Source organism: candidate division KSB1 bacterium (assembly GCA_034506255.1).
In the GTDB taxonomy this organism is placed as follows: domain Bacteria; phylum Zhuqueibacterota; class Zhuqueibacteria; order Zhuqueibacterales; family Zhuqueibacteraceae; genus Coneutiohabitans; species Coneutiohabitans thermophilus.
In genome coordinates, this window is record JAPDPX010000003.1 from 601,807 (window position 1) to 622,399 (window position 20,593).

14 protein-coding genes are annotated in these 20,593 nt (G+C 60.9%); 4 read left to right on the forward strand and 10 right to left on the reverse strand.

Going from position 1 to position 20,593, the window contains the following annotated elements; all coding sequences use genetic code 11:
• Window positions 1–71 precede the first annotated feature (71 nt).
• A complete protein-coding gene (locus ONB52_08580; GenBank protein MDZ7416199.1) occupies window positions 72–872 on the forward strand; it encodes an AAA family ATPase in 801 nt (266 codons plus the stop codon).
• A complete protein-coding gene (locus tag ONB52_08585; GenBank protein ID MDZ7416200.1) occupies window positions 826–1,686 on the forward strand; it encodes a ParB/RepB/Spo0J family partition protein in 861 nt (286 codons plus the stop codon). Before ONB52_08580 ends, ONB52_08585 begins: the two co-directional genes overlap by 47 nt.
• A 203-nt stretch (window positions 1,687–1,889) precedes the next feature.
• Here ONB52_08585 and ONB52_08590 read toward each other — a convergent pair whose 3' ends face one another.
• The 3 genes from ONB52_08590 to ONB52_08600 all read right to left on the reverse strand — a co-directional run bounded on the left by ONB52_08590 (window position 1,890) and on the right by ONB52_08600 (window position 5,646).
• Window positions 1,890–3,131 carry an ectonucleotide pyrophosphatase/phosphodiesterase gene (locus tag ONB52_08590; protein ID MDZ7416201.1) on the reverse strand — a complete coding sequence of 414 codons (1,242 nt, stop codon included), beginning with the start codon at window positions 3,129–3,131 and terminating at the stop codon, window positions 1,890–1,892.
• A 265-nt stretch (window positions 3,132–3,396) separates the two neighbouring features.
• A complete protein-coding gene (locus ONB52_08595) occupies window positions 3,397–4,869 on the reverse strand; it encodes an NCS1 family nucleobase:cation symporter-1 (protein MDZ7416202.1) in 1,473 nt (490 codons plus the stop codon).
• A gap of 180 nt (window positions 4,870–5,049) precedes the next feature.
• Complete coding sequence (locus tag ONB52_08600) at window positions 5,050–5,646, reverse strand: hypothetical protein (protein ID MDZ7416203.1); 597 nt, start codon at window positions 5,644–5,646, stop codon at window positions 5,050–5,052.
• A 292-nt stretch (window positions 5,647–5,938) separates the two neighbouring features.
• Here ONB52_08600 and ONB52_08605 point away from each other — a divergent pair, with 292 nt between their 5' ends.
• Window positions 5,939–6,148 (forward strand): hypothetical protein, encoded by a 210-nt coding sequence (locus ONB52_08605; protein ID MDZ7416204.1) that lies wholly within the window; start codon window positions 5,939–5,941, stop codon window positions 6,146–6,148.
• A gap of 210 nt (window positions 6,149–6,358) precedes the next feature.
• Here the strand turns inward: ONB52_08605 and ONB52_08610 are convergent, their stop codons facing one another.
• The 5 genes from ONB52_08610 to gcvP all read right to left on the reverse strand — a co-directional run bounded on the left by ONB52_08610 (window position 6,359) and on the right by gcvP (window position 14,448).
• Window positions 6,359–7,447: a cytochrome c gene (locus tag ONB52_08610; protein MDZ7416205.1), complete on the reverse strand. Its 1,089-nt coding sequence runs from the start codon at window positions 7,445–7,447 to the stop codon at window positions 6,359–6,361.
• A gap of 129 nt (window positions 7,448–7,576) precedes the next feature.
• Window positions 7,577–9,733, reverse strand: a complete 2,157-nt coding sequence (locus ONB52_08615; protein MDZ7416206.1) for a patatin-like phospholipase family protein — start codon at window positions 9,731–9,733, stop codon at window positions 7,577–7,579.
• Window positions 9,734–9,900: 167 nt separating this feature from the next.
• A complete protein-coding gene (locus ONB52_08620; GenBank protein ID MDZ7416207.1) occupies window positions 9,901–10,065 on the reverse strand; it encodes a hypothetical protein in 165 nt (54 codons plus the stop codon).
• A gap of 402 nt (window positions 10,066–10,467) precedes the next feature.
• On the reverse strand, window positions 10,468–11,214 hold the full coding sequence (locus ONB52_08625; protein MDZ7416208.1) for an SH3 domain-containing protein: 747 nt from the start codon (window positions 11,212–11,214) through the stop codon (window positions 10,468–10,470).
• 345 nt (window positions 11,215–11,559) lie between these two features.
• Window positions 11,560–14,448 (reverse strand): aminomethyl-transferring glycine dehydrogenase, encoded by a 2,889-nt coding sequence (gene gcvP, locus ONB52_08630; GenBank protein MDZ7416209.1) that lies wholly within the window; start codon window positions 14,446–14,448, stop codon window positions 11,560–11,562.
• 280 nt (window positions 14,449–14,728) lie between these two features.
• On the opposite strand from gcvP, the gene ONB52_08635 reads away from it, so the two are divergent.
• Window positions 14,729–15,847: a HupE/UreJ family protein gene (locus ONB52_08635; protein MDZ7416210.1), complete on the forward strand. Its 1,119-nt coding sequence runs from the start codon at window positions 14,729–14,731 to the stop codon at window positions 15,845–15,847.
• A gap of 148 nt (window positions 15,848–15,995) precedes the next feature.
• Here the strand turns inward: ONB52_08635 and ONB52_08640 are convergent, their stop codons facing one another.
• Both ONB52_08640 and ONB52_08645 read right to left on the reverse strand, forming a co-directional pair.
• Window positions 15,996–17,042: an alcohol dehydrogenase family protein gene (locus tag ONB52_08640; GenBank protein ID MDZ7416211.1), complete on the reverse strand. Its 1,047-nt coding sequence runs from the start codon at window positions 17,040–17,042 to the stop codon at window positions 15,996–15,998.
• A gap of 123 nt (window positions 17,043–17,165) precedes the next feature.
• Window positions 17,166–20,432: a PDZ domain-containing protein gene (locus tag ONB52_08645; protein MDZ7416212.1), complete on the reverse strand. Its 3,267-nt coding sequence runs from the start codon at window positions 20,430–20,432 to the stop codon at window positions 17,166–17,168.
• Between the last annotated feature and the right edge of the window lie 161 nt (window positions 20,433–20,593).

Genomic DNA, 20,593 nt, shown 5'->3' on the forward strand with positions numbered 1-20,593 from the left:
GATTACAAAATTCGGCTTGCATTTCACCCGGCACTGGCCTACCTTTGTCCGTCTTATGGAGAAGAACAGTCATGGCGAGGACAATTTCGATTTCGAACCAGAAAGGTGGCGTGGGCAAGACTACGACGGCAGTCAATCTGTCAGCCTGCATCGCCGTGGCGGAGAATCCGGTGTTGGTGGTGGATATTGATCCACAGGCCAATACTACCAGCGGCTTGGGCGTGGATCCGCGCAAGGTCAGAAACAGCATCTACGAAGTCCTCATCAATGACCTGGACGTCAATCAGGCGATCATCAAAACCGAATTGGAGTATTTGGATTTACTGCCTTCTCATGTCCGGCTGGTGGGGGCAGAGGTCGAGCTGGTTGGCGCGATGTCACGGGAACAGATACTCAAGCGCGCGCTCTCCCGGCTGGCAAAATCCTACCGCTACATTTTTATCGACTGCCCGCCCTCGCTGGGTCTGCTCACCCTCAACGCGCTCACAGCCGCGGATTCGGTTCTGATTCCAATTCAATGTGAATACTACGCTCTCGAGGGTTTGAGTCAGTTGTTGAACACCATCCGGCTGGTGCAGAAGCACCTCAACTCCCGCCTGGAAATCGAGGGCGTGCTGTTGACGATGTACGATGGCCGGCTGAATCTCAGCCGGCAGGTGGCGGAGGATGTGCGCAAATACTTTGGCGAGAAAGTTTACAACACGGCGATTTTGCGCAACGTTCGGTTGAGTGAAGCGCCGAGTTACGGCAAGCCCATCATCCTGTATGATGCGGTGTGCAGCGGCGCGGAAAACTACATGAGTCTGGCATCCGAGATCTTGAAGAATGGCTACCAACCGGTTGGGAAGAGGGCTGCAAGCGCTCATTCCTGAACTCAGCAACAGCGACAGCGGCAAGTCCGAATCGGTTCGGGAGATTGAAATCGCCAGGATCACGGCCAACCCCTTTCAGCCCCGCGTGGAATTCGACCCTGCCCGTCTGGAGGAGCTCAAACAATCCATCCTGCAAAACGGTCTGATCACTCCCGTCACCGTCCGGCCGCTCGGCGCGAATTATCAGCTCATCGCCGGCGAACGCCGTTTGCGTGCGGTGCAGGAGCTCGGCTACACGCACATCCCCGCCTTCGTGCTCGACATCAAAGATGACCGGCAATTGCTGGAGCTGGCCATTGTCGAAAACGTGCAGCGCGAGGATCTCAATCCCATCGAAGAGGCACGCGGCTATCAGCGCCTGATCGAGGAATGTCATCTTACCCAGGAGGTGGTGGCGCAGAAGGTGGGCAAGGACCGCGTGACCATCGCCAATGCGCTGCGCCTGTTGAAACTGGCCGAGCCGATCCAGGAGAGTTTGAAGAAGGGCGAGCTCACCGCCGGCCATGCGCGCGCGCTGCTGACCGTGACCGACAAGCAAAAGCAGCTCGCACTCTGGAAAAAAACCGTCAAGCAGCAACTCAGTGTGCGGCAGGTCGAGAAACTCGCACGCACGGCAAGTAACGGCGCCGCCCAAATTGCCGGTCGGAAGTTGCGCAGCGTTGCCGCCGACGTGCAGCAGGCGGAGGACATGCTGCGTCGCAAACTGGGAACGCAGGTGCGCATCGAGAAAAAAGGCAAAGGCGGCGTGATCGAGATCGAGTTTTACTCTGCCGATGATCTCGAGCGCCTCCTCGAACTGCTGCAGAACATCTGACCCCCTTCCTCCCGCCACACCATCACCTCGTCTCAGTGGCCTGGGTTTTTCCCAACCGCCGGTTCCTGCCCCCCGCAAAGCGCTGCTTGTGTAAAAAACTGTAACGGCCCGGGCCGCTGCAGGGCAATTCCCCGCGTTGCGACTGTGTCCCCCGCCCACACAAGCCGGGCGGCTGCCGCATGGGGAGCCGTTTTGCATGAACGTTATTTCAGCATCGTGCGCACGGAATCCAGGCTGCCGTCATTGGGTGCCGGCACGAGGTGCAAGATCTCACATGCCAGATTGTAGACATGAATGTTTTGGAACGGCGCCACCTGCAATTGGCTTTTGAAGGCCGGGCCGTGTGCGATAAAGGTGGCGCGCATGGAGGGCAGCAGATTGTCATAGCCGTGGTCGCCGCCGCGCGGCCGCCGGTTGCGGCCACGAGTGCTGATGGTCCAGCCTTCGTCCGCCAGGCCGATGATCGGCATAATGCGGCGATGCCCGCGGAAATGAAAGCGTTCGGGGACTTCCGCCTTGCGATATACCTGCAGATGCGGATGTGCCCCTTTCAATTTCTGGTAGACTGCCTCTTCCTCCCCCGGACGGGGCAGCAGTGCCAGCACCGGCGTCCAGTCGATCACATCAACCTGCTGCAAATCAAGATAATCGTCGAGGTGGATGACGCGCCCGGCACTGGTGGCGGCCATGCCATGATCGGAGACGATGATGAGGTTGACTTGCTGGAAAATGTCGCGCGCCGCCAGTCCCTCCAGCAGGGTGCCGATCACCGTGTCGATCGCTGCCACGGCTTGCATCACCTCCGGCGAATCCGGCCCGAACTCGTGGCCGGCCTCGTCAACGGTGCTGAAATACAGCGTGATCAGCGTCGGCCGCTGCGGTTTGGGCAGGTCGAGCCAGGCCAGCACTTGGGCCACACGCGCGCGGTTGGGGGTGTTGTGCGCGTAGCGCTTCCAATAAGCCGGGCGTGTGCCGAGTATTTCCGCCTCTGAACCCACCCAGAAATAGGTGGCAGTGAGCTGTCCCTGCTTTTGTGCCGTCACCCACAGCGGTTCGCCGCCCCACCAGCGGCTGTCCTCCACCGCGGCGCGGTCGCTGATGCGAAAGCGTGCCTTGCCTTCGGGATCCAACATGGTGTTGGAGACAATGCCGTGATGCTCAGGATAGAGCCCGGTGACGAGGGTGTAGTGATTCGGAAACGTCTTGCTCGGGAAGGCGGGAATCATGCCATGTGCGCGCACGCCGTTCCGCGCCAAACGCTGGAGGTTGGGCGCCGCGGCCCGGTCCAAATAATCATGACGAAAGCCGTCGATTGAAATCAGGATGACGGTGGGGGCGAGGTCTGTGATGCGGTTGCCAGGCCCGACGGCTTCCTGTGCCGCCGCTGGACGGATGCCGCCGGCAAGAATCAACCCCGCGAGCACGGCCAGCCTTTTCAGTTGCATAATCATTGCCTTTCACACGTGTCTTGTTTTGCACTCGCACGCACTTCGGCGGGCACTAAAGTCCATGCCGCCCGCTGCTTCGTTCGGACCGACCACGGCAGAAGCCGTTGAAGCACGGTCTTCCAGCCTGTTTCCAGGCAGAAGCTCTGCGCTGCCTTTCAGCGCGACAGGTGCCCAAACAGGCAGGAATTATCATGGTGTAATGCCGGCACGGATCTCCCCGCGGCACACAGGCCGGGAAGCAAACCGCGGCCTTTTGCCATCATCATGATGAAGCCGGTCGCTGCCGGACTGCCTGCCGCATGAAAAGATAATACAGACCCATGGCCAGCAGCAGACCCACGAACCACGCATAGGTGTATATCTGATTGAAAAACGCCGGGAAGACGGGTTGTGCGGTGGCGGCATTGAGGAAGCCGGGCACATTGGGCAAAATTGCCAGAAACAACGCGAGCACAGCCCTCCAGTTGATGCCGTTGCGATAGGTGTACTCGCCGTGCCGGCGATAGAGATCTTCCACATTCAGGTGGCGGCGCCGAATGAAAAAATAATCGCAGATCATGATGCCGCCGATGGGGCCGAGCAGAGCGCTGTAGCCGATCAGCCAGACAAAGATGTAGTTGCCCAAATCCAACAGCAGCCGCCAGGGCATGATCAGCACGCCGATCACCGCCGTGATCAGGCCGCCGGTTTTGTAGGAAATCAGTGCTGGCCGCAGATTGGAGAAATCATTGGCCGGTGAAACCACATTGGCCGCAATGTTGGTGGTGAGCGTTGCGATGGTGATGGAAACCAGGGAGAGCACCACGGTCACCGGCGCGTCGAATTTGGCCAGCAACTGCACCGGATCCCAAACGGCCTCGCCGTAGATGATCACGGTCGCACAGGTGACCGCAATGCCGATGAAGGCGTACAGCCCCATGGTGGTTGGCAGCCCTATGGCTTGTCCGAGCATCTGATCACGCTGGCTGCGGGCAAAGCGGGTGAAGTCTGGAATATTGAGCGACAGTGTGGCCCAAAAGCCGACCATGCCGGTCAGCGAGGGGAAGAAAATTTTCCAGAAGGACACCTCGCCGGTGCCTGCCGAGGCCTTGATCTTGGCCACGGTTTCGGCGGAAAGAATGTTGGCCAGGCCGCCGGCGTTGATCACCGCCCAATAGAGCAGACCCAACCCGATGGCGAGCAGAAACGGCGCCGACAGCGTCTCCAGCCAGCGGATCGATTCCGTGCCTGCGAGAATGATGGCAACATTGATGACCCAAAAGAGCAGGAAGCAGCCGAGCTGCGGCAGCGAGATGCCGAGCCAGGAGATGACGGTGTCGTCGATGCCGGGGCGCAGACCGAAGAGCACACCCAGCAAGGCATAGATCGCGCTGCCGCCAATCCAGGTTTGAATGCCGAACCAGCCGCAGGCCACCACGGCACGCATCAATGCAGCAATGTTCGACCCAATGGTGCCGAAGGAGGCACGCAGCAGCACCGGAAACGGTATGCCGTATTTGGTGCCGGCATGGGCGTTGAGCACCATGGGGATGAGCACGATGACGTTGCCGAGTATGATGGTGAACAGCGCCTGGCGCCAGCTCATGCCCCTGTCAATCAAACCGGCGGCGAGCATGTAGGTGGGAATGCAGACAGCCATGCCGATCCACAAGGCCGCAATGTTCCACAGCGACCAGGTGCGCTGGCTGAGCGTGGTGGGTGCCAGGTCTTCGTTATAGAGATCGGAAGCAGCCATGTCCGCGCGCGCGGCCGTAATTTGCGCAAGGTCGAGATCGCTTCGCACGTCACCTCCCGGGGAAGATGTCAACTGCGGTGGCACGGCACGGGCTGTGCCATGCGCGGAAAGAATGGCTGGGAATTAAAACAAAAACGTCCAACTTGTCAAAGGAAAATTGCCGGTGGGAAAGTCGGCGGACTACGTGTGCAAAGCGGGATTGCGCCAGGGATTAGTCAGCATGCCGTCAGGCTGTTCCTCGCTGTCCACCTGCGGCAGGTCGAAGCAGGGCTGCAATTCAGCGGGGACAATCCCGGCCAGGGAGATTGTCCGGGCCGTGTAGTGGTTGTAAGCATCGATGAGTTTCTGCAACTCGGCCTTGCGCCGCTTGCGCTGCTGCAGACTGTCGCCGGCAGACTTCCCGGCAAATGCCCGCCGCGCTTCCAGCAGCACATCGCCGATGCGCTCGCAATAGTACTGCTCCAGAGCTTGCGCAATCAGCTTGCCGACCGATGCTGTGATCGCCTCGTCATCAAACTTCTGCAACTCCCTCCTGGCGTGAAAATCTTTCAGCCGGCGTGCCGGCTCCTCCTCCGTGCCGAGATAGATAAAGAGCGCCGGGGCGCGCTGGAAGTATTCTGTTTTCCGGGCGAAGCTTGCCAGCAGATGCTGTTCGATGAGCAAACGCTCCTGCAGGGTCAGCGTGCGGTGGGTGGCATAGCGCAGGGCGTTGGCGTCGCGATGATACTCGATGCGCGCCATCACGTCTGCAAACGAAAAATAGAAAAGCTCTTGCATGAGTGTCCCAATCTCAGACTTCCTGCCTGTCTGCGATTCCACTGCCGGTGCTCGCGCGCGGACAGCCCGCAATTTTGATGGACAGATTGCAAACCGTGTTCCCTGCCTTTTTGCGCAACTGCCGGCCAGGCGCAGCTTCCCGAGATGATTTGGTCAACCACATCTTTGACCCGCCGTGCCGGCCTGCGAGTGCAGGCAAATTTTACCGGCTCTGAGATTCCAACCGCCATTTTTTACCCACCCGCCGGTTGCAGTATGGCCGCAGCAAAACTCTCATGCCCGCAAAGATTTTTTGAAACACGAAGCCGCAACACCGCCGGGGAAAAGCCTGCCAGATTCTTGGTGGCCTGGCATGCTGACGACTTGGCATTCGCCTGTTGCTTTGGCGTGGCAGAATAAAAGCACTTCACAGCAAGATGCGAACGATGCGAAGCTCATGCTTGAATTTTCCAACGGAAAAACAGCGCAATTCGTGCTGGGCGGGATCTGGCGTGGTACTTGATCCCCCTTGAGAGGCGATCGGCAATCTCAACTTGCAAAGGAAAGTGGCGGGCAGGAGCGGTGCGTTGGATTTGCGTGAGGTGGAGCCCCCCGGCACGGACAGATTGGGCCACGGCCCCCGGCACGTTTCAACCCGCGCCGGGGGCGTGAGCTGTACTGCCGGGTCGCCACTCACCCACGCGGTGAAACGACGCCCGGCAGCGCATCGCAGTTACCACCACAATCCGCCGTCGGCATATTCCCACAACAAAAAGCTCATCAGGCGATAGTCAAACGGCCGCTCACGGCCCACTGGAATTTGGCTGCCGAGTGAGAAGGCAATGTGGCCGCGGCGCACCAGGCCGATGTACAGTTGTGGCGTGACGAACCATTCGGTTTTGCCGTTGTCGGTGATCGTAATGCCGTTGAGTTCGAGCATGGGAAAGAAGCCCTTTTTCTCGCGGGTCAACGGCACGGTGAGGGCCAGGTTGTAGCGCAGTTCGCTTTCTCCCTCGTTGGCGTGCACCGGCTTTTCGAATTTGACGCTGGATTGCAGGTAAAAATTACTGAAGCCCCGGGCTGCCGCCAGATAGGGTGACAATTTCCACACACCGTTTCCCAAACCGATGCTTTGCAGATCAGCGGTGGGCAGGGCGGTTTCCAGGCCGCCACTGAGGATGAACAGACTGGGGGCATGGTAAGCGAGCACATATTTCGCGCTCAACTCGATGTCACCCAGGCCGGTGGCGGCGGATGAGCCGGTCTCATGGACGAAGGGCACCGCAATTTCCCACTGGCCACGGCTGCGCCAACGTTTCTCATAAACCATTTTGGTGGTGGCGGCTTTGGTGGTGGCAGCGGTGTAGGTCGGGACCAGCACTGCTTCATTCTCCGGGAAGGCTTTGGAGGTGACATGCGGCCGGCGGAAGTTCAACTCGCCGGGCGGCCAGTCGTCTTCGCGGCAAAAGGTTTTCAGATAGCTGATGATGGTGTCGATTTCCGCGGAGGTCAAGACATCGCCATAGGCGGGCATGCTCATGGAAAGGCCGCGGGCACTGCCGCCGCGTGCAATGACGGCAAACCAGTCCCGGCGTGGCTCGCGGGTATTGAAACCGCAGTTACTCAGATCGGGCGGCGGCGGGTTGAGAGTGACACCTTCGACTTTGCCGCGGCCGTCAAAGCCGTGACAGCTTGCGCAACCGGCATATTCTTCATACAAAAACTTGCCGCGGGAATGGAGTGTGGCGTTTTGCTCCTGGGAGAAGCCTGCAACGCAAAGTCCTGCCATCAGCAACACCATGATCAACAACTTTTTCTTCATGAGATATTTGTCTCCTTTCTTTGAATGTTTGCCACTTGTTACCTGTTTGTGTGCGAAACAGTCACGGTTGCACCCGGCAAGGGCGGTGCGATTGCCTGACAGCGGTCGAAACGCATCGCCCGCGTGCGTCTAAAATTTGTAGCCGATATTCAAATGCGCCAGGAGGGGATGGCGGTTGCTGCTCATGAGCGTCAATTCGATCGGGCCCAGGACCGTGGGGGTGCCAACTGACAGGCCGGCGCCGGTGAGAAAGCGCCGGCGCTTGAAGTTCCACTCCCACACTGGCGTAACGCCGCCGATATTCCACCGCACCGATAAAAAACGGTTTGTCATGAACTCATATTGTCCGCCCAGTTGCAGGGCTTGCACGTTGCGGTCGGACAGCTCCTGCGGCCGGTAACCCAAAAACGAGTCGGCGCCGCCGAGGAAAAAGTAATCATGCAAGGGCGGATTGCCTTTGCTGACGCTGCCGAGTTGCACGCGCTGGAGCAATGTCAGGCGCCGGGAGAGCGGGTAGAAGCCCTGCCAATCCACGGCATGCCGCAGGTACTGCAGCCGGCGGCCGGGGCGCTGGTAGGCGGCGGTGCTTTGCAGGTGCAACGCCTGGCCGCGGGTGGGGAAGACGGCGCGGTCGAGCGTATCCAGCCACAACAGGCCGAACAGCGCAAACATGCCGGTTTTGCGCTCGGGAAAGAAGGGCACAACCACTTCGGGAGTGAAATGGCTGGACTCCAGCCGCGCGCCCAAACCGGCGGCCAGGACATTGGAGAAAAAGCTGCCCAGCGCCAGCTCGGCGAAGGCCATGCGCTGGCGGTAGCGCGCGATGGTGCGGCTGCCGGAGTAAATCTCCAGCGAAGTGCGACCATAGTTCAGGCGCTGGCGCAAGCCCAAATGGGAGAACAAACCCAGGTGCAGATAGTACTGGGCAGCGGCTTCGAATTGTTCTCCCAGGCGCAGATCAAAACTGAGGGTGGAGCCATGCTCGGCACGATTGTGGAAAACGGTATTGAGCAGCAGCGCCGCTTTGCTACTGGTGTCGTAACGCAAACCCAGGCGAAAGAGATCGGCGGATTTTTCGATGACCTCGATGATCAAGCGCATGCCATCCGCGCGCGGCTCGAAGCGATAGCTCACACGCTCGAAGAATTGCGAACGGTAGACACGATTGATCGCGCGCTCGACTTGCATCGCATTGACCCACACCGGCGGCCGCAAACCGAATTCCGCCATGACCAGGCGGTGGGAAACGTGGCGCAGCCCCTGCACCGTCAATTCGCTTACAAACACCGAGTCGGCCGGCGGCAGACGCCGGCGGGGTGCCGGCTGGTCGAAAGCCGCAAGCGAGTCCGCCAGCGCGCGCAAGCGCGGCAGCACCCGGCGGGCCGCCACCACGCCGCGCTGGATCAAGGTGTCGGCGCGGTCGAAGCTGGCCGCGCCCAGACCGCTGAGATCGGGAAGAATGAGCACGTCACATTGCTGCCGCTGTTGTGCATTGATCTCCGCCCCGCGAAAGCTGATGGTCTGATCTATGATACTGAACACCGAAGTGAGTTTGTCGGCGGTGGCCAGCGGCGCGCCGACATCGACGCCGATCACCACCTCAGCGCCCAACTGCCGCACTTCGGTCACGGGAAAATTGCGCACCAGCATGCCGTCAAGCAGCAGCCGGTGGCCGTGCCGGACGGGTGTGAAAATGGTGGGGATGGCCATGCTGGCGCGCATCGCCTCCGGCAGGTGGCCATGGTCGAGCGTCACCGCCTCGCCGGTTTCAATATCCGTGGCGACACAGACAAAGGGAATGGGAAACTGCTTGAAATCGGTGCAGGCTCCCACCCGCCAGGTAAGACGGGCGAGCAATGCCGTTACTTTTTGACCCGCGATCAGCGCGATGGGCAGTTGCACGTTGCGCTCGCGAATCGGGAAGGTGCCGAGATAGCGGCCATCCCACGGCTTCTCCTTCATCGGCAAATCCCGCCGCGTGACGGCATCGTTAAAAAGTTCCGCCCAGTTTTCCTTGCGCGCCAGCGCTGCCAGCGAATCCGGCGAGTAGCCGATGGCATACAAGCCGCCGATGATGCCCCCCATGCTGGTGCCGGCAATGCAATCCACCGGGAGTCCGACCTCCTGCAACACCTGCAAAACCCCGATATGAGCAAAACCCTTGGCACCGCCGCCGCTCAACGCCAGACCGACGCGGGGCCGCGGTTTTTCGGATTGCGCCGCAGTCGCAGGTGCCGCCTGCCAACAGATTGCCAGGCTGCACACCAGCCGGAACCAAAACTTCATTCGCATCCGCTTGTGCCTGAAAGGGGAACGCAGATGAATCCCGCCGCGCCTCATGCAGGTGGCGCTTTGTGAGTGGAAAAATCTGCGTTCCGTTATGAAGGCAAACCGCCGGCTGCGACTTTGCTTTACTCAGGCCGGTTCCGCAGGGCGGAGTACCCGTGAAACGCTTATCCCTTCTGGCCCTTCTCCTTTTTGGCCTTGCGTTTCAAATCCTGGCGGTGTGCCCGCTCATAGGTTTGAATGTCGACAAAACGTCCCCTGGCATCGCGCACAGCATAAAGCTTCTTGCCGGCGACACTGCGATGTGTGGTTCGGGTCAGCTTGCGGGCCATGTTTCACTCCTTGTGTTGGAAGATTAAAGTGATGTAGGTAATGGTACAACGTTAAGTTGGCACCTCCATCCCGCAATGTCATTCTGTAAGAATTTTCTTGAGGGCTTGGGATAATGTCAGAATAAGCATCAATCCCGATACTCGGGAAGATTGCCACGAAAATGCCGTAGCGCAGGCTTCCAGCCTGCTGCAGACAAGAAGTCTGCGCTACATTTTCATTCCGATGGTGTCCATACGGGCAGGACAAATTTCTCCGCAATGACAGTTTGGGGTTGCGGAGCGGATTTTAGAACTTAGTAGTAGTAATTGATCACAGCAACTGCATCGCTGTCTGCCCGGGGAATTGTATTTCCGGTGCAGAGGCCATGTGCTGCGGCCCGGCGATGCCGGACTGCGGGTGCCTCATTCTTCACACAAAAAATTTTGATTGACCCATCCCGTCAACCCGCCGTGCCGGATGGGCACCCACAGGCTGCCGCCCACCAACACGCCGTCGCCGGTTACGCGCACGCCCGTGGCAGCCGCCGGCAGCGTGCCGGCAAGCGGCGCTCTCGGGCCTGCCGCCGTGCGCACGTTCAAAACGTCATCGCTGGCAACATTGAAGACGCGGTAGGTCGCCGTTGGCTTCAACCGCCGCGTGGTTGCCGGTGTTTTTGCCCCGCTGGCGACTTCCACCTGCACCCAGCCCGGAGCAGGCGCATCTGCCGGAACTTCGGCGCCGCTGGAGTTGATGCGGTAGTAGTAGAGATACTTGCCGTCTGCCGACCACTCGGCGGCGTCCTGCAGGATGAAGTCCCAGCGCCCGGTGAATTTGCGTCTGCCGCTGCCATCGGCTGCAAAAAGGAAACCGATGTTGTCATTGCATTCATAGCCGCAGCCGATCACCAGGAAATAATCCTGCGCCGGAGAATAGCGCACGGTGTGAACGGAAAGAAAACCGTCTTTCTCCGCCTCCAGCAGCACCCGCCCGCCCAGTATGATTTTGGTGTAATCCTCACTGATCGCGGCTTGCATGGCCGGCGGGGGTGAAGCCGGCGGCTCGGGAGAGGGTGAGGGGGTGTTCTGGTGCGGCGAACAACCGCAAAACCCGGCCATCACGAGCCATGCGACATGGCGCAACATTTCCGTTGCCTGGGCGGTTTGAACCAAAACAAGTCTCCTCGATCGGATTCATGCTTTTTGCATGGCGGCACATGCTGGCGCAGGCGATGCTGCCCCCGGGCTGCGGCAACAACTCACGCCGCTTGCACCCGCCAGCAGCGGGCCGTTTGCCTGCCGGCGCTTTCCGCTTCCGCAAAGCTGCGGGCCTGCTCATCCGCACACAAGCACACACTGCTGCGGCCTTTTGCCTGGTCCGCCCGGAAGGCGGTCACCTGTACGCCGCCGTTGCGTTGTTTTTAGACGGGCTTGAAGGGAACAACAAACTTGCAGCCCGCTTCTGTAAATTCCCTCCTCACAAAACCGCGAGCTTTGCCCGGACCTGGCGCTCCGGGTTCAGGTGCCGTGGTTCTCGCGGTGATAAGAAGCAACCGGCGGGCAGGCGCACACAAGATTGCGATCGCCATAGGCGTTGTTGATGCGACCGACGGCCGGCCAGAATTTGTACTGTCGCAGCCACGGCGCCGGGAAGGCCGCTTTCATGCGACTGTAGGGCATTTGCCAGTTGTCTGCCACCACGGCAGTGGCGGTGTGCGGGGCATTCACCAGCACGTTGTTGCCGCGTGCCGCCCGGCCTTGCTCGATCTCTTCGATTTCACCTTTGATCGCAATCAGGGCGTCACAGAAACGGTCCAGCTCGGCTTTGGATTCGCTTTCCGTGGGCTCGATCATCAGCGTGCCAGCCACCGGAAAGGAGACGGTGGGCGCATGAAAGCCGTAGTCCATCAAACGTTTGGCGATGTCTTCCACTTCGATGCCGGCGCTGCTCTTGAAACCGCGCAGGTCCAAAATAAACTCGTGAGCCACCCGGCCGTTGATGCCTTTGTACAAAATCGGGAAATGCTTCTGCAGCCGGTGTGCCATGTAGTTGGCGTTGAGGATCGCCATTTTGGTGGCGGTGGTCAAGCCGGCGCCGCCCATCATCGCGATATAGGCCCACGAGATCACCAGAATGCTGGCGCTGCCCCAGGGCGCGGCAGCCACCGGCCCGATGCCCTGTTCGCCGCCGGTTGCAATCACCGGATGCGTGGGTAGAAACGGCGCGAGATGTGCAGCCACGCCGATCGGGCCCATGCCCGGACCGCCGCCGCCGTGGGGAATGGCAAAGGTTTTGTGCAAATTCAAATGGCAGACATCCGCGCCCAGCTCCGCCGGCCGGCACAACCCCACCTGCGCGTTGAGATTGGCGCCGTCCATGTAAACCTGCCCGCCGTTCCGGTGAATCACCTCGCAAATGTCCGTGATTGCCTCTTCGAAGACACCGTGGGTGGAAGGATAGGTCACCATCAATGCCGCCAGCCGGTCGCGATGTTGTTGCGCCCGGGCTTTCAAATCCGCCACATCGATGTTGCCCTGTTCGTCGCAGCGCACCACCACCACTTCCAATCCCGCCATTACGGCGCTGGCGGGATTGGTGCCGTGCGCGGACTGTGGAATCAAACACACCGTGCGGTGTTGCTCGCCGCGCGCGCGGTGATAGGCGCGAATCACCTGCAGGCCGGTGTACTCGCCCTGTGCGCCGGAATTGGGCTGCAGGGAAATGGCAGCAAAGCCGGTAATTTCCGCCAGCCAGGTTTCGAGCTGGTGAAACAATTCCTGATAGCCGGCCGCCTGCTCCACCGGCGCGAAGGGGTGCAGTTTGCTGAACTCCGGCCAGCTCAGTGGCATCATTTCGCTGGTGGCGTTGAGCTTCATCGTGCAGGAGCCCAGCGGGATCATGCTGGTGGTGAGCGAGAGATCCCTGGACTCCAGCCGGCGCAGGTAGCGCAGCATTTCGGTTTCGGAGTGGTATCGGTTGAAGACGGGATGCTGCAGAAAGGCGGAGCGGCGCGGCATCTTGCCGGCATAGCCCGAGGGCGCCGCCGCCGCCACCTCGGCCACCGTGAATTTCGGCACGCGCTCCAGCGCGAAGATGTTGAGCAATTCCGCCACCTCCTCGGCGCTGGAAATTTGATCGAGCGCAATGCCGAGTGAACCGTTGTCATACTTGCGGAAGTTGAAGTGCCGCGCATCGGCTGCCGCAAGAATTTTGGGCAGCGCGCTTTGCCCGATCTCCACGCGCAGGGTGTCGAAGAAATCCTCATGATAAAGCCGGTAGCCCAGGCGCGTGAGGCTGAGCGCCAGCACCTTGGTCAGGTTGTGGATGCGCGTGGCGATGCGCCGCAGCCCCTGCGGGCCGTGGTAGACGGCATACATGGCCGCCATCACGGCGGGCAACACCTGCGCGGTGCAGATGTTGGAGGTGGCCTTTTCCCGGCGAATGTGCTGCTCGCGTGTTTGCAGCGCCATGCGCAGGGCGGGCTGGCCGTGGGCATCGATCGACACGCCGATAATGCGGCCCGGCATCAGACGCTTGAATTCTTCGCGAACGGCAAAGAAGGCGGCATGCGGGCCGCCGTAGCCGAGCGGCACCCCGAAGCGCTGCGTGCTGCCCACTGCCGCATCCGCGCCGAATTCGCCGGGCGGGGTGAGCAGCACCAGGCTCATGAGATCCGCTGCCACCGCCACCAGGGCGCCGGCCGCGTGCGCGCGCCGGCAGAAGTCGTGGTAATCGTACACCGCGCCGTCGCTCGCCGGATACTGCAACAGGGCGCCGAACACCTCCGGGGTGAACTCGAATTTCTCATGGTCACCGACTATGATCTCGATGCCGAGTGGCAGGGCGCGGGTTTTGACCACCGCGATGTTTTGCGGATGGCAATCCTGGGAGACGAAAAAACGGCCGCCGGCCGGCTCGTGTCTGGCGCGGTAAAACGTGGTCATGGCCTCCGCCGCCGCTGTGGCTTCATCCAGCAGCGAGGCATTCGCCACCGGCAAACCGGTGAGATCGATGACCATCGTTTGAAAATTGAGCAGCGCCTCCAGCCGGCCCTGCGCAATCTCGGCCTGGTAGGGGGTGTATTGCGTGTACCAGCCGGGATTCTCCAGGATGTTGCGTTGAATGACCGGCGGGGTGATGGTATCCGAATACCCCATGCCGATGAGCGAACGGTAAATTTTATTTTTGGCCGCGATGGCTCTCAGCCGGGTGGTGACTTCGTACTCGGTGCGAATCGCCCCCAGTTCGAGCGGCCGTGTGCTGCGCAGATGGGCGGGCACCACCGTTGCGATGAAAGCATCCAGGGAGGGGAATTGCAGGGCATTGAGCATTTCGGCGGTCTCTTCCTCGCTTGGTCCGAGGTGGCGGCGCAGGAAGGCATTGGTACGGGACAGATCGATCGGCATGGCATCACACTCCTTCTCGAGCATATCGTCAAAGTGGGAGGACTCTGGCAGAGACGCACAGCAATGCGCTGGCAGCATAACAAATTAGCCGGTCAATTTCAAGGGCGGGCTTGACTAATTGCCGGACGTGAATTACTTTGCGGGCCCTTTCATATTTCTTCAACAAAATGCCGCCGGCGGCTGCGACAGCACCCGCTCCGGCGGTGGCGACAGCATTCCGCTTCCCCGCGAAGCCAACCCCAAAACACCGGGCAGCAGCAAAACTGCCGGAGGATTTTTCTTGAGAAAACGAGCACTCATTTGGATGGCCGGCCTGCTGGGCGCGAGCGCGGCCGGTGTCCACGCGCATCAGATCAACAGCAGCTATGCCACCCTCACCGTGCAGGCGGAGGAAATCACCGTCACGCTGACGTTCGACCTCGGCGATCTGCAAAGAGTTTTCCCGCTCGATCGCGACCATGACGGCGTCGTTGCCCGCGCGGAATTGTTGCAGGCCATGCCCGAGCTGGAGACCTATGTTGCCGGGCATTTCAATCTCGCCCTGGGCTACACGCCGGCCGAGCTGACGCAACAACCCTCCGGCTTCCATCAGGATGAATTTGGCAACGTCTTCATTGATTTCATCTTCCGCACGCGCCAGTCACCGCCGCCGGCGGAAGTGGCGTTGCGCGTGGCTTTCTTTGAAAAATTTGGTGAAACGCATCTGACGCTCGCCAAGGCGGTGGCCGGCGATACCGTGCAGACGGCGGTGCTGAGTCGGGAGCAGCCGCGCCATCGTTTCCGCCTGGGCGGCCCGGTGCCGTTGCTGGCGCAGTTGGGCGAGTTTGTCCGCCTGGGCGTCGAGCACATTTTTCTGGGCTATGATCATCTCCTGTTCCTGTTGGGCCTGATCGCCATCGGTGGGCGTTTTCTCGATCTCGTTAAAATCGTCACTTCTTTTACCATTGCCCACAGTCTGACCTTGATTCTGGCGGCGCTCGAAATCCTCGCTCTGCCCACGCGCCTGATCGAGTCCGGCATTGCGCTCAGCATCGCTTACGTGGCGGCAGAGAATTTCATCATCTTTGCCGGCAACGACCGCGCCGAGACGGAACGGCTGATGCGCCACCGCTGGCTGCTGACCTTCTTCTTCGGCCTGGTGCATGGCTTTGGTTTCGCCAATGTGTTGCGCGACCTCGGTCTGCCGGCCCACGGCCTGATCGGTTCGCTGCTCTCTTTCAACCTCGGCGTCGAGCTGGGCCAGATGGTGATTGTCGGCCTGCTGTTTCCCCCGGTCTTGTGGCTCACCAAAACCACGTTTCAACGCCGTGTGGTTTTTGTGCTCTCCTCGATCATTTTCATTTTCGGCTTCTCCTGGTTCATCGAGCGTTCACTGGCTCTGAGCTTCATGCCTTTCTGAGCAGGGCACCCGCGGGCGCGGGCGGTTGGCCCGGGCACGACAACCGGCCAATGGCCGGGCCGTGGCTTGCAATCACCGGATGGAGGCCTGCGCGGGCGTGGCGCAGACGCGGGTTGGCCCTCGGTGGGCAGAAAACCTGCCGGCGACCTCAGGGTTGCAGAATGACTTTGATGCAGCCGTCCTGTTTTTCCGCGAAGATCTGGTAAGCCTGCGCGCCCTGTGCGAGCGGCAGGCGATGGGAGATGAGGCGGGCCAGTTCATGCTTTCTTTGTTGCAGGAGGGACAGCAGGCGGCCGGCATAATAGCGCGCGGAACAGCGGCCGGTGCGGTAGGTCAGGTTTTTGTCGTAGGCTTCCGCGGGTGTGAACGCGAATTGTGCTTCGTGGTGCACGCCGGCGGCCGCAATGATGCCTCCCGGCCGCACCAGGGCCATGGCCAGGCGCAGCGCGGATTCATTCCCGACAATTTCCAGGACGGCATCGGCGCCGCGGCCCTCGGTCACCGCGCGCACAATGTCCACGGGATTTTCCTGATGGAAATTCACCGGGATGGCACCGAAGTCTTGCGCCAGCGCCAGCCGCTCGGGAATGGCGTCAATCGCATAGATGCGTTCTGCGCCCAGGTGGCGCGCGGCGAGGATCGCCATCAAGCCCACCGGTCCGCAGCCGATCACCGCACAGGTTGCCCGGGGATCGAGCTGCGCCATCTCCGCGCAAAAGTATCCGGTTGAAAAGGCGTCGCCCAGCAACAAGGCTTCTTCGGGCAGGGCTTCCGCCGGCATTTTCAGCAAAGTCGCATCGGCAAGCGGCACCCGCACGAACTCCGCCTGGCCGCCCTGCAATCCCGCACCGTTCTGCACCCACCCAAAGAGCTGTCCGTGCGGGCAGCGCGCCGTCAAACCGCGATGGCAGTAAAAGCACTTCCCGCAGTTCGTCGTAAAGGGCGCCAACACGCGATCGCCGCGCTTGAATTTTTCCACCTCTCGTCCGACCTCGGCTATTTCCCCGACGAATTCATGCCCCATCACCGTGCCGGGGTCCAGGCCCTTCTCGCGTCCGTGATAGATGTGCAGGTCCGAGCCGCAGAGGCCGGCGAGATGCACTTTGACGATGACATCGGTGGGTGCCTGCAGTGCGGGATCGGGAAGCGATTCGCAACGGATGTCTTCTCTGCCGTGAAAAGTGAGGGCGCGCATGGGAGGATTCCGGTGCACAGTGTGATACGCAGGGTGAAAGGGCGAAGTCCGACTTGGGCAGCAGATTTTGCGATTTGAAAACCCGCCGCGCCCAAGTCGGACTTCACTCATCTCCTTTCGACCTCATTCCGGCGGTGAGAAGGGCATGGGCTCACGAAAGACCGGCAGCTCGGTGCGCAGTTCCTCCAGCAGCCGCAGGGCTTCGACAATGGCACGCTCCAGTTGCGGATCCTCACCGCGCAGATGGGCATTGGGATCGCAATCGACCTCGATGTCGGGATCGACGCCGTAATTTTCAATTTGCGCGCCGGCGGCGATCGACCAGAAGAGATTTTGCGGTTGTGTCGGGCGGCCGCCATCGGCGAGTGTGAACCGTTTGTCGATGCCAATCACTCCCCCCCAGGTGCGCTTGCCGATCAGCGGCCCGATCTTCAGCAGCTTGAAGGCATGGCAGAAGATGTCGCCGTCCGAGCCGGCATGCTCGTTGGTGAGCGCGATGATCGGGCCGCGGATGGCATGGCGGGGGTAGGTGGAGGGCTTGCCCCAGCGCCGCACCAGGTAGGCGAGAGGCCGGCGCTGCAATTTTTCCAGCAGTATTTGTGAAATATTGCCGCCGCTGTTGTAGCGCACATCGATGATGAGGCCATCCTTGCCGGCCTGTGCCAGGAAATAACGGTGAAATTCGATCAAGCCCATGGTGTTCATATCCGGCACATGCAGGTAGCCGATGCGGCCGGCGGTGGCTTCGGCCACGCGCGTGGCATTGCGCTCCACCCATTCGCGATAGCGCGGCCAGAAATCGGAATAGAGCGTGCGCACCACCACCTTGCGCGGCTTGCTGCCGGGCCGGGCGGATTGCACCGTGAGCGTGACCTCCTGGCCGGCTTGATTGGCCAGGAGCTGGCCGGGAGTGACGGTGGCGCGCAGCGGGACCCCGCCGATTTCGAGCAGATAGTCGCCTTCTTCCAGGTTGAGGCCGGCGGCGCATAGAGGGGAAAAATTGTCCTTCAGCCACGGGTCGCCGCGATAAATTTTGGAGAGGCGGTATTGCTGGCGTTCCGTGTCGAACTCGAGGTCTGCGCCCAGATGCCCGATGGAATAGTACGGCGGCTGGCGGTAATCGCCGCCGCTTTCATAGGCGTGTGAAGTACCCAGCTCGCCCTGCATTTCCCAGATCAAATCGGAAAATTCGGCGCGGCTGGCGAGACGATCAATCAGCGGGTAATAGCGCTCATACACCTTGCTCCAGTCCACGCCCGACATGTTTTCATTCCAGAAAAACTCACGCTGCAGCCGCCAGGCCTCGCGAAACATCTGGCGCCATTCGGCACGCGGCTCGACCGAGAGTTTGACCCGGTTGAGATCGAGCCAGCCGTTTTTGCGAGCCGGCGAGGCATCGCTGTTTTCCGTCGGCTTTTCGCCGGCTTTGAGCACACGCAACCGGCGGTTGCTGCGATAGGCCAGGGTCTTGCCGTTGTTGGCGACTTGCAGGCTGCCGTTTTGCACGTCGCTGACCAGGGTTTCCAGTTTGTGCGTGGTGAAATCATAGCACCACAGCGTGCCCTTCTCGTCATCCTCATTGAGCGCGGAAAAATCACCGAGATCGGCCCGGCCGCGCACATTGTAGGAAGTGAACACCACCTTGTCGCGGATGCCCAGCACCTGGCCGTAAATGCCCTCTTTCACCGGAAACTCGACGATGCGGCGGGCGAGCCCGTCGAGATCGATCACCAGCGGGGCTTTCTCCTCGCCTTTTTTCTCCGCCGTGTCCGCCGTGCTTTGGGCGCCGTTGGCCGGCAGCTTGGGTGCGCTTTCCTCGCCGGGTGCCGCGGGAGTGGGAATGAAGGGGCTGGCCAGCTCGCGGCGCAGCGTGAGCAGATAGGGCTTGGTGGCGGCGGGAAAGCCCACGGCAAACTGCACGGCATCATCAACCGGATTCAACACCCGCATCGAAAGAAAATAAAGGTAACGGCCATCCGGATCGAAGCTGGGCGCAAAATCAAACAGGATGGGCGCGGTGGCCTGATGCACCGTGCCGCTGCGCAGTTCGCACAGAAAAATCGCCCGCTGGTTTTCGTTGAGCTGCTTGGAATAGGCGAGCCACTGGCCGTCGGGCGAGAAGGTTGGCTCTTGAATTTCGCCGAAGGGGTTGTCGTCCAGGCGCCGGCTGTCACCACTCTCCAAATCGACCAGCCAGAGATCGAGGCGGCTGGTGGTGAGTGCCGCCTGCGCGGCGGTGGGGGAGGTTTGCAGCGATTGCACGCGGCCGGGGGGGGCAGGGAACAAGCGTTCCGGCTCCTGCAGCGGCTCGCCAGCAAACACCACGATTTTTTCCTCCCCTTCTTCCTGATCGGTGATGGCGGCCAGCCGCTGGCCATCATGCAGCCAGCGTGCCAGGCGATGGCGCGCGCCATCATGGCGGCCGTATTGCAACGGCGCACCCTCCCAATTCGGCATGCTGAACAGTTTGCCGCGGGCGGTGAGCGCCACCGAGTGGCCGCGCGGGTGCAAATGATAATGCTCCAGGTAGCGGGCAGCCGTTACGAATTTGCGCTGGGTTTGCACCATCGGGCTGTGCCAGGCGATGGCAATGCGCCGGCTTTGGCGGGAGGCGACATCGAAGGCGTACAAATCCGCCCCGCATTGGTAAACAATGGTGCGGCCGTCACTGGCAGGATGGCGCACGAAAAACTCGCGGTGTTCGGTCTCGCGCCGCATGTCCGTGCCATTGAGGCGGCAGGAGTAGAGATTGCCGATGCCGTCATGATCGGAGGTGAAGTAAATGCGGCCGCCGATCCACATTGGCGCGTTGGGGTTGCCGGCCGGCAGCGGCAGTTTTTCGAAGTGGCCGCGGCCCTCGCGGTCAATCCAGATTTCGCCGGTGGTGCCGCCGCGATAGCGTTTCCAGCGGGCGTTGTCTTCGTTGTTGCGGCCCAATACCACGCCCGGGCCGCCGGGTTCGAGCGCCAGGTTGAGCGTGGGGCAGGGCAGGAAACACCGGGGATATTCGCCGGCCAGCGAGACGCGGTAAACGATGGGATCATCCAGCACCACGCGGCATTGATGCCGGCTCAGAAACAGCACCGCCTGACTGTCGGCGGTCCAGGCGACGATTTTCTTGACATCGCCCAAAAAAGTCAGGCGCCGCATTTCCCCGCCCTCGGCAGGCATGACATAGACATCGGGCTGGCCCTCTTCGCGGCCGCAAAACGCCAGCCAGCGGCCGTCGGGGGAAAGGCGGGGAAAACTGACTATGCCAAGATTGCTCGTGAGTCGCCGTGCAATACCGCCGGCCAGCGGCACGCTCCACAAATCATCTTCACAGATGAAGACGACGTGATCGCCCTGCACCGTCGGGTGATGATAGTAACCTTGGCGAGTTTCCGCCACGGAAGCCTCCTTGCATCGCGCGCTTGGGGTGAGAGGGGCAAGAGCCGGTGTGCTGGTGATACTGCGGGGCAATCTACAGAATGCGGCACAGCAAAGCAAGGCGGAAGTTGTCCGAAAAAGAAAACCGGCCGGGCGGGAGAGCCCGGCCGGCCGGCACACTG

Excerpts from the sequence above, each read along its gene's own strand:
- ONB52_08620 (MDZ7416207.1), bottom strand. The coding sequence starts at position 10,065 with ATGGCCCGCAAGCTGACCCGAACCACACATCGCAGTGTCGCCGGCAAG.
- ONB52_08615 (MDZ7416206.1), bottom strand. The coding sequence starts at position 9,733 with ATGAAGTTTTGGTTCCGGCTGGTGTGCAGCCTGGCAATCTGTTGGCAG.
- ONB52_08610 (MDZ7416205.1), bottom strand. The coding sequence starts at position 7,447 with ATGAAGAAAAAGTTGTTGATCATGGTGTTGCTGATGGCAGGACTTTGC.
- ONB52_08640 (MDZ7416211.1), bottom strand. The coding sequence starts at position 17,042 with ATGCGCGCCCTCACTTTTCACGGCAGAGAAGACATCCGTTGCGAATCG.
- ONB52_08585 (MDZ7416200.1), top strand. The coding sequence starts at position 826 with ATGGCTACCAACCGGTTGGGAAGAGGGCTGCAAGCGCTCATTCCTGAA.
- ONB52_08595 (MDZ7416202.1), bottom strand. The coding sequence starts at position 4,869 with ATGGCTGCTTCCGATCTCTATAACGAAGACCTGGCACCCACCACGCTC.
- ONB52_08590 (MDZ7416201.1), bottom strand. The coding sequence starts at position 3,131 with ATGCAACTGAAAAGGCTGGCCGTGCTCGCGGGGTTGATTCTTGCCGGC.
- ONB52_08600 (MDZ7416203.1), bottom strand. The coding sequence starts at position 5,646 with ATGCAAGAGCTTTTCTATTTTTCGTTTGCAGACGTGATGGCGCGCATC.
- ONB52_08580 (MDZ7416199.1), top strand. The coding sequence starts at position 72 with ATGGCGAGGACAATTTCGATTTCGAACCAGAAAGGTGGCGTGGGCAAG.
- gcvP (MDZ7416209.1), bottom strand. The coding sequence starts at position 14,448 with ATGCCGATCGATCTGTCCCGTACCAATGCCTTCCTGCGCCGCCACCTC.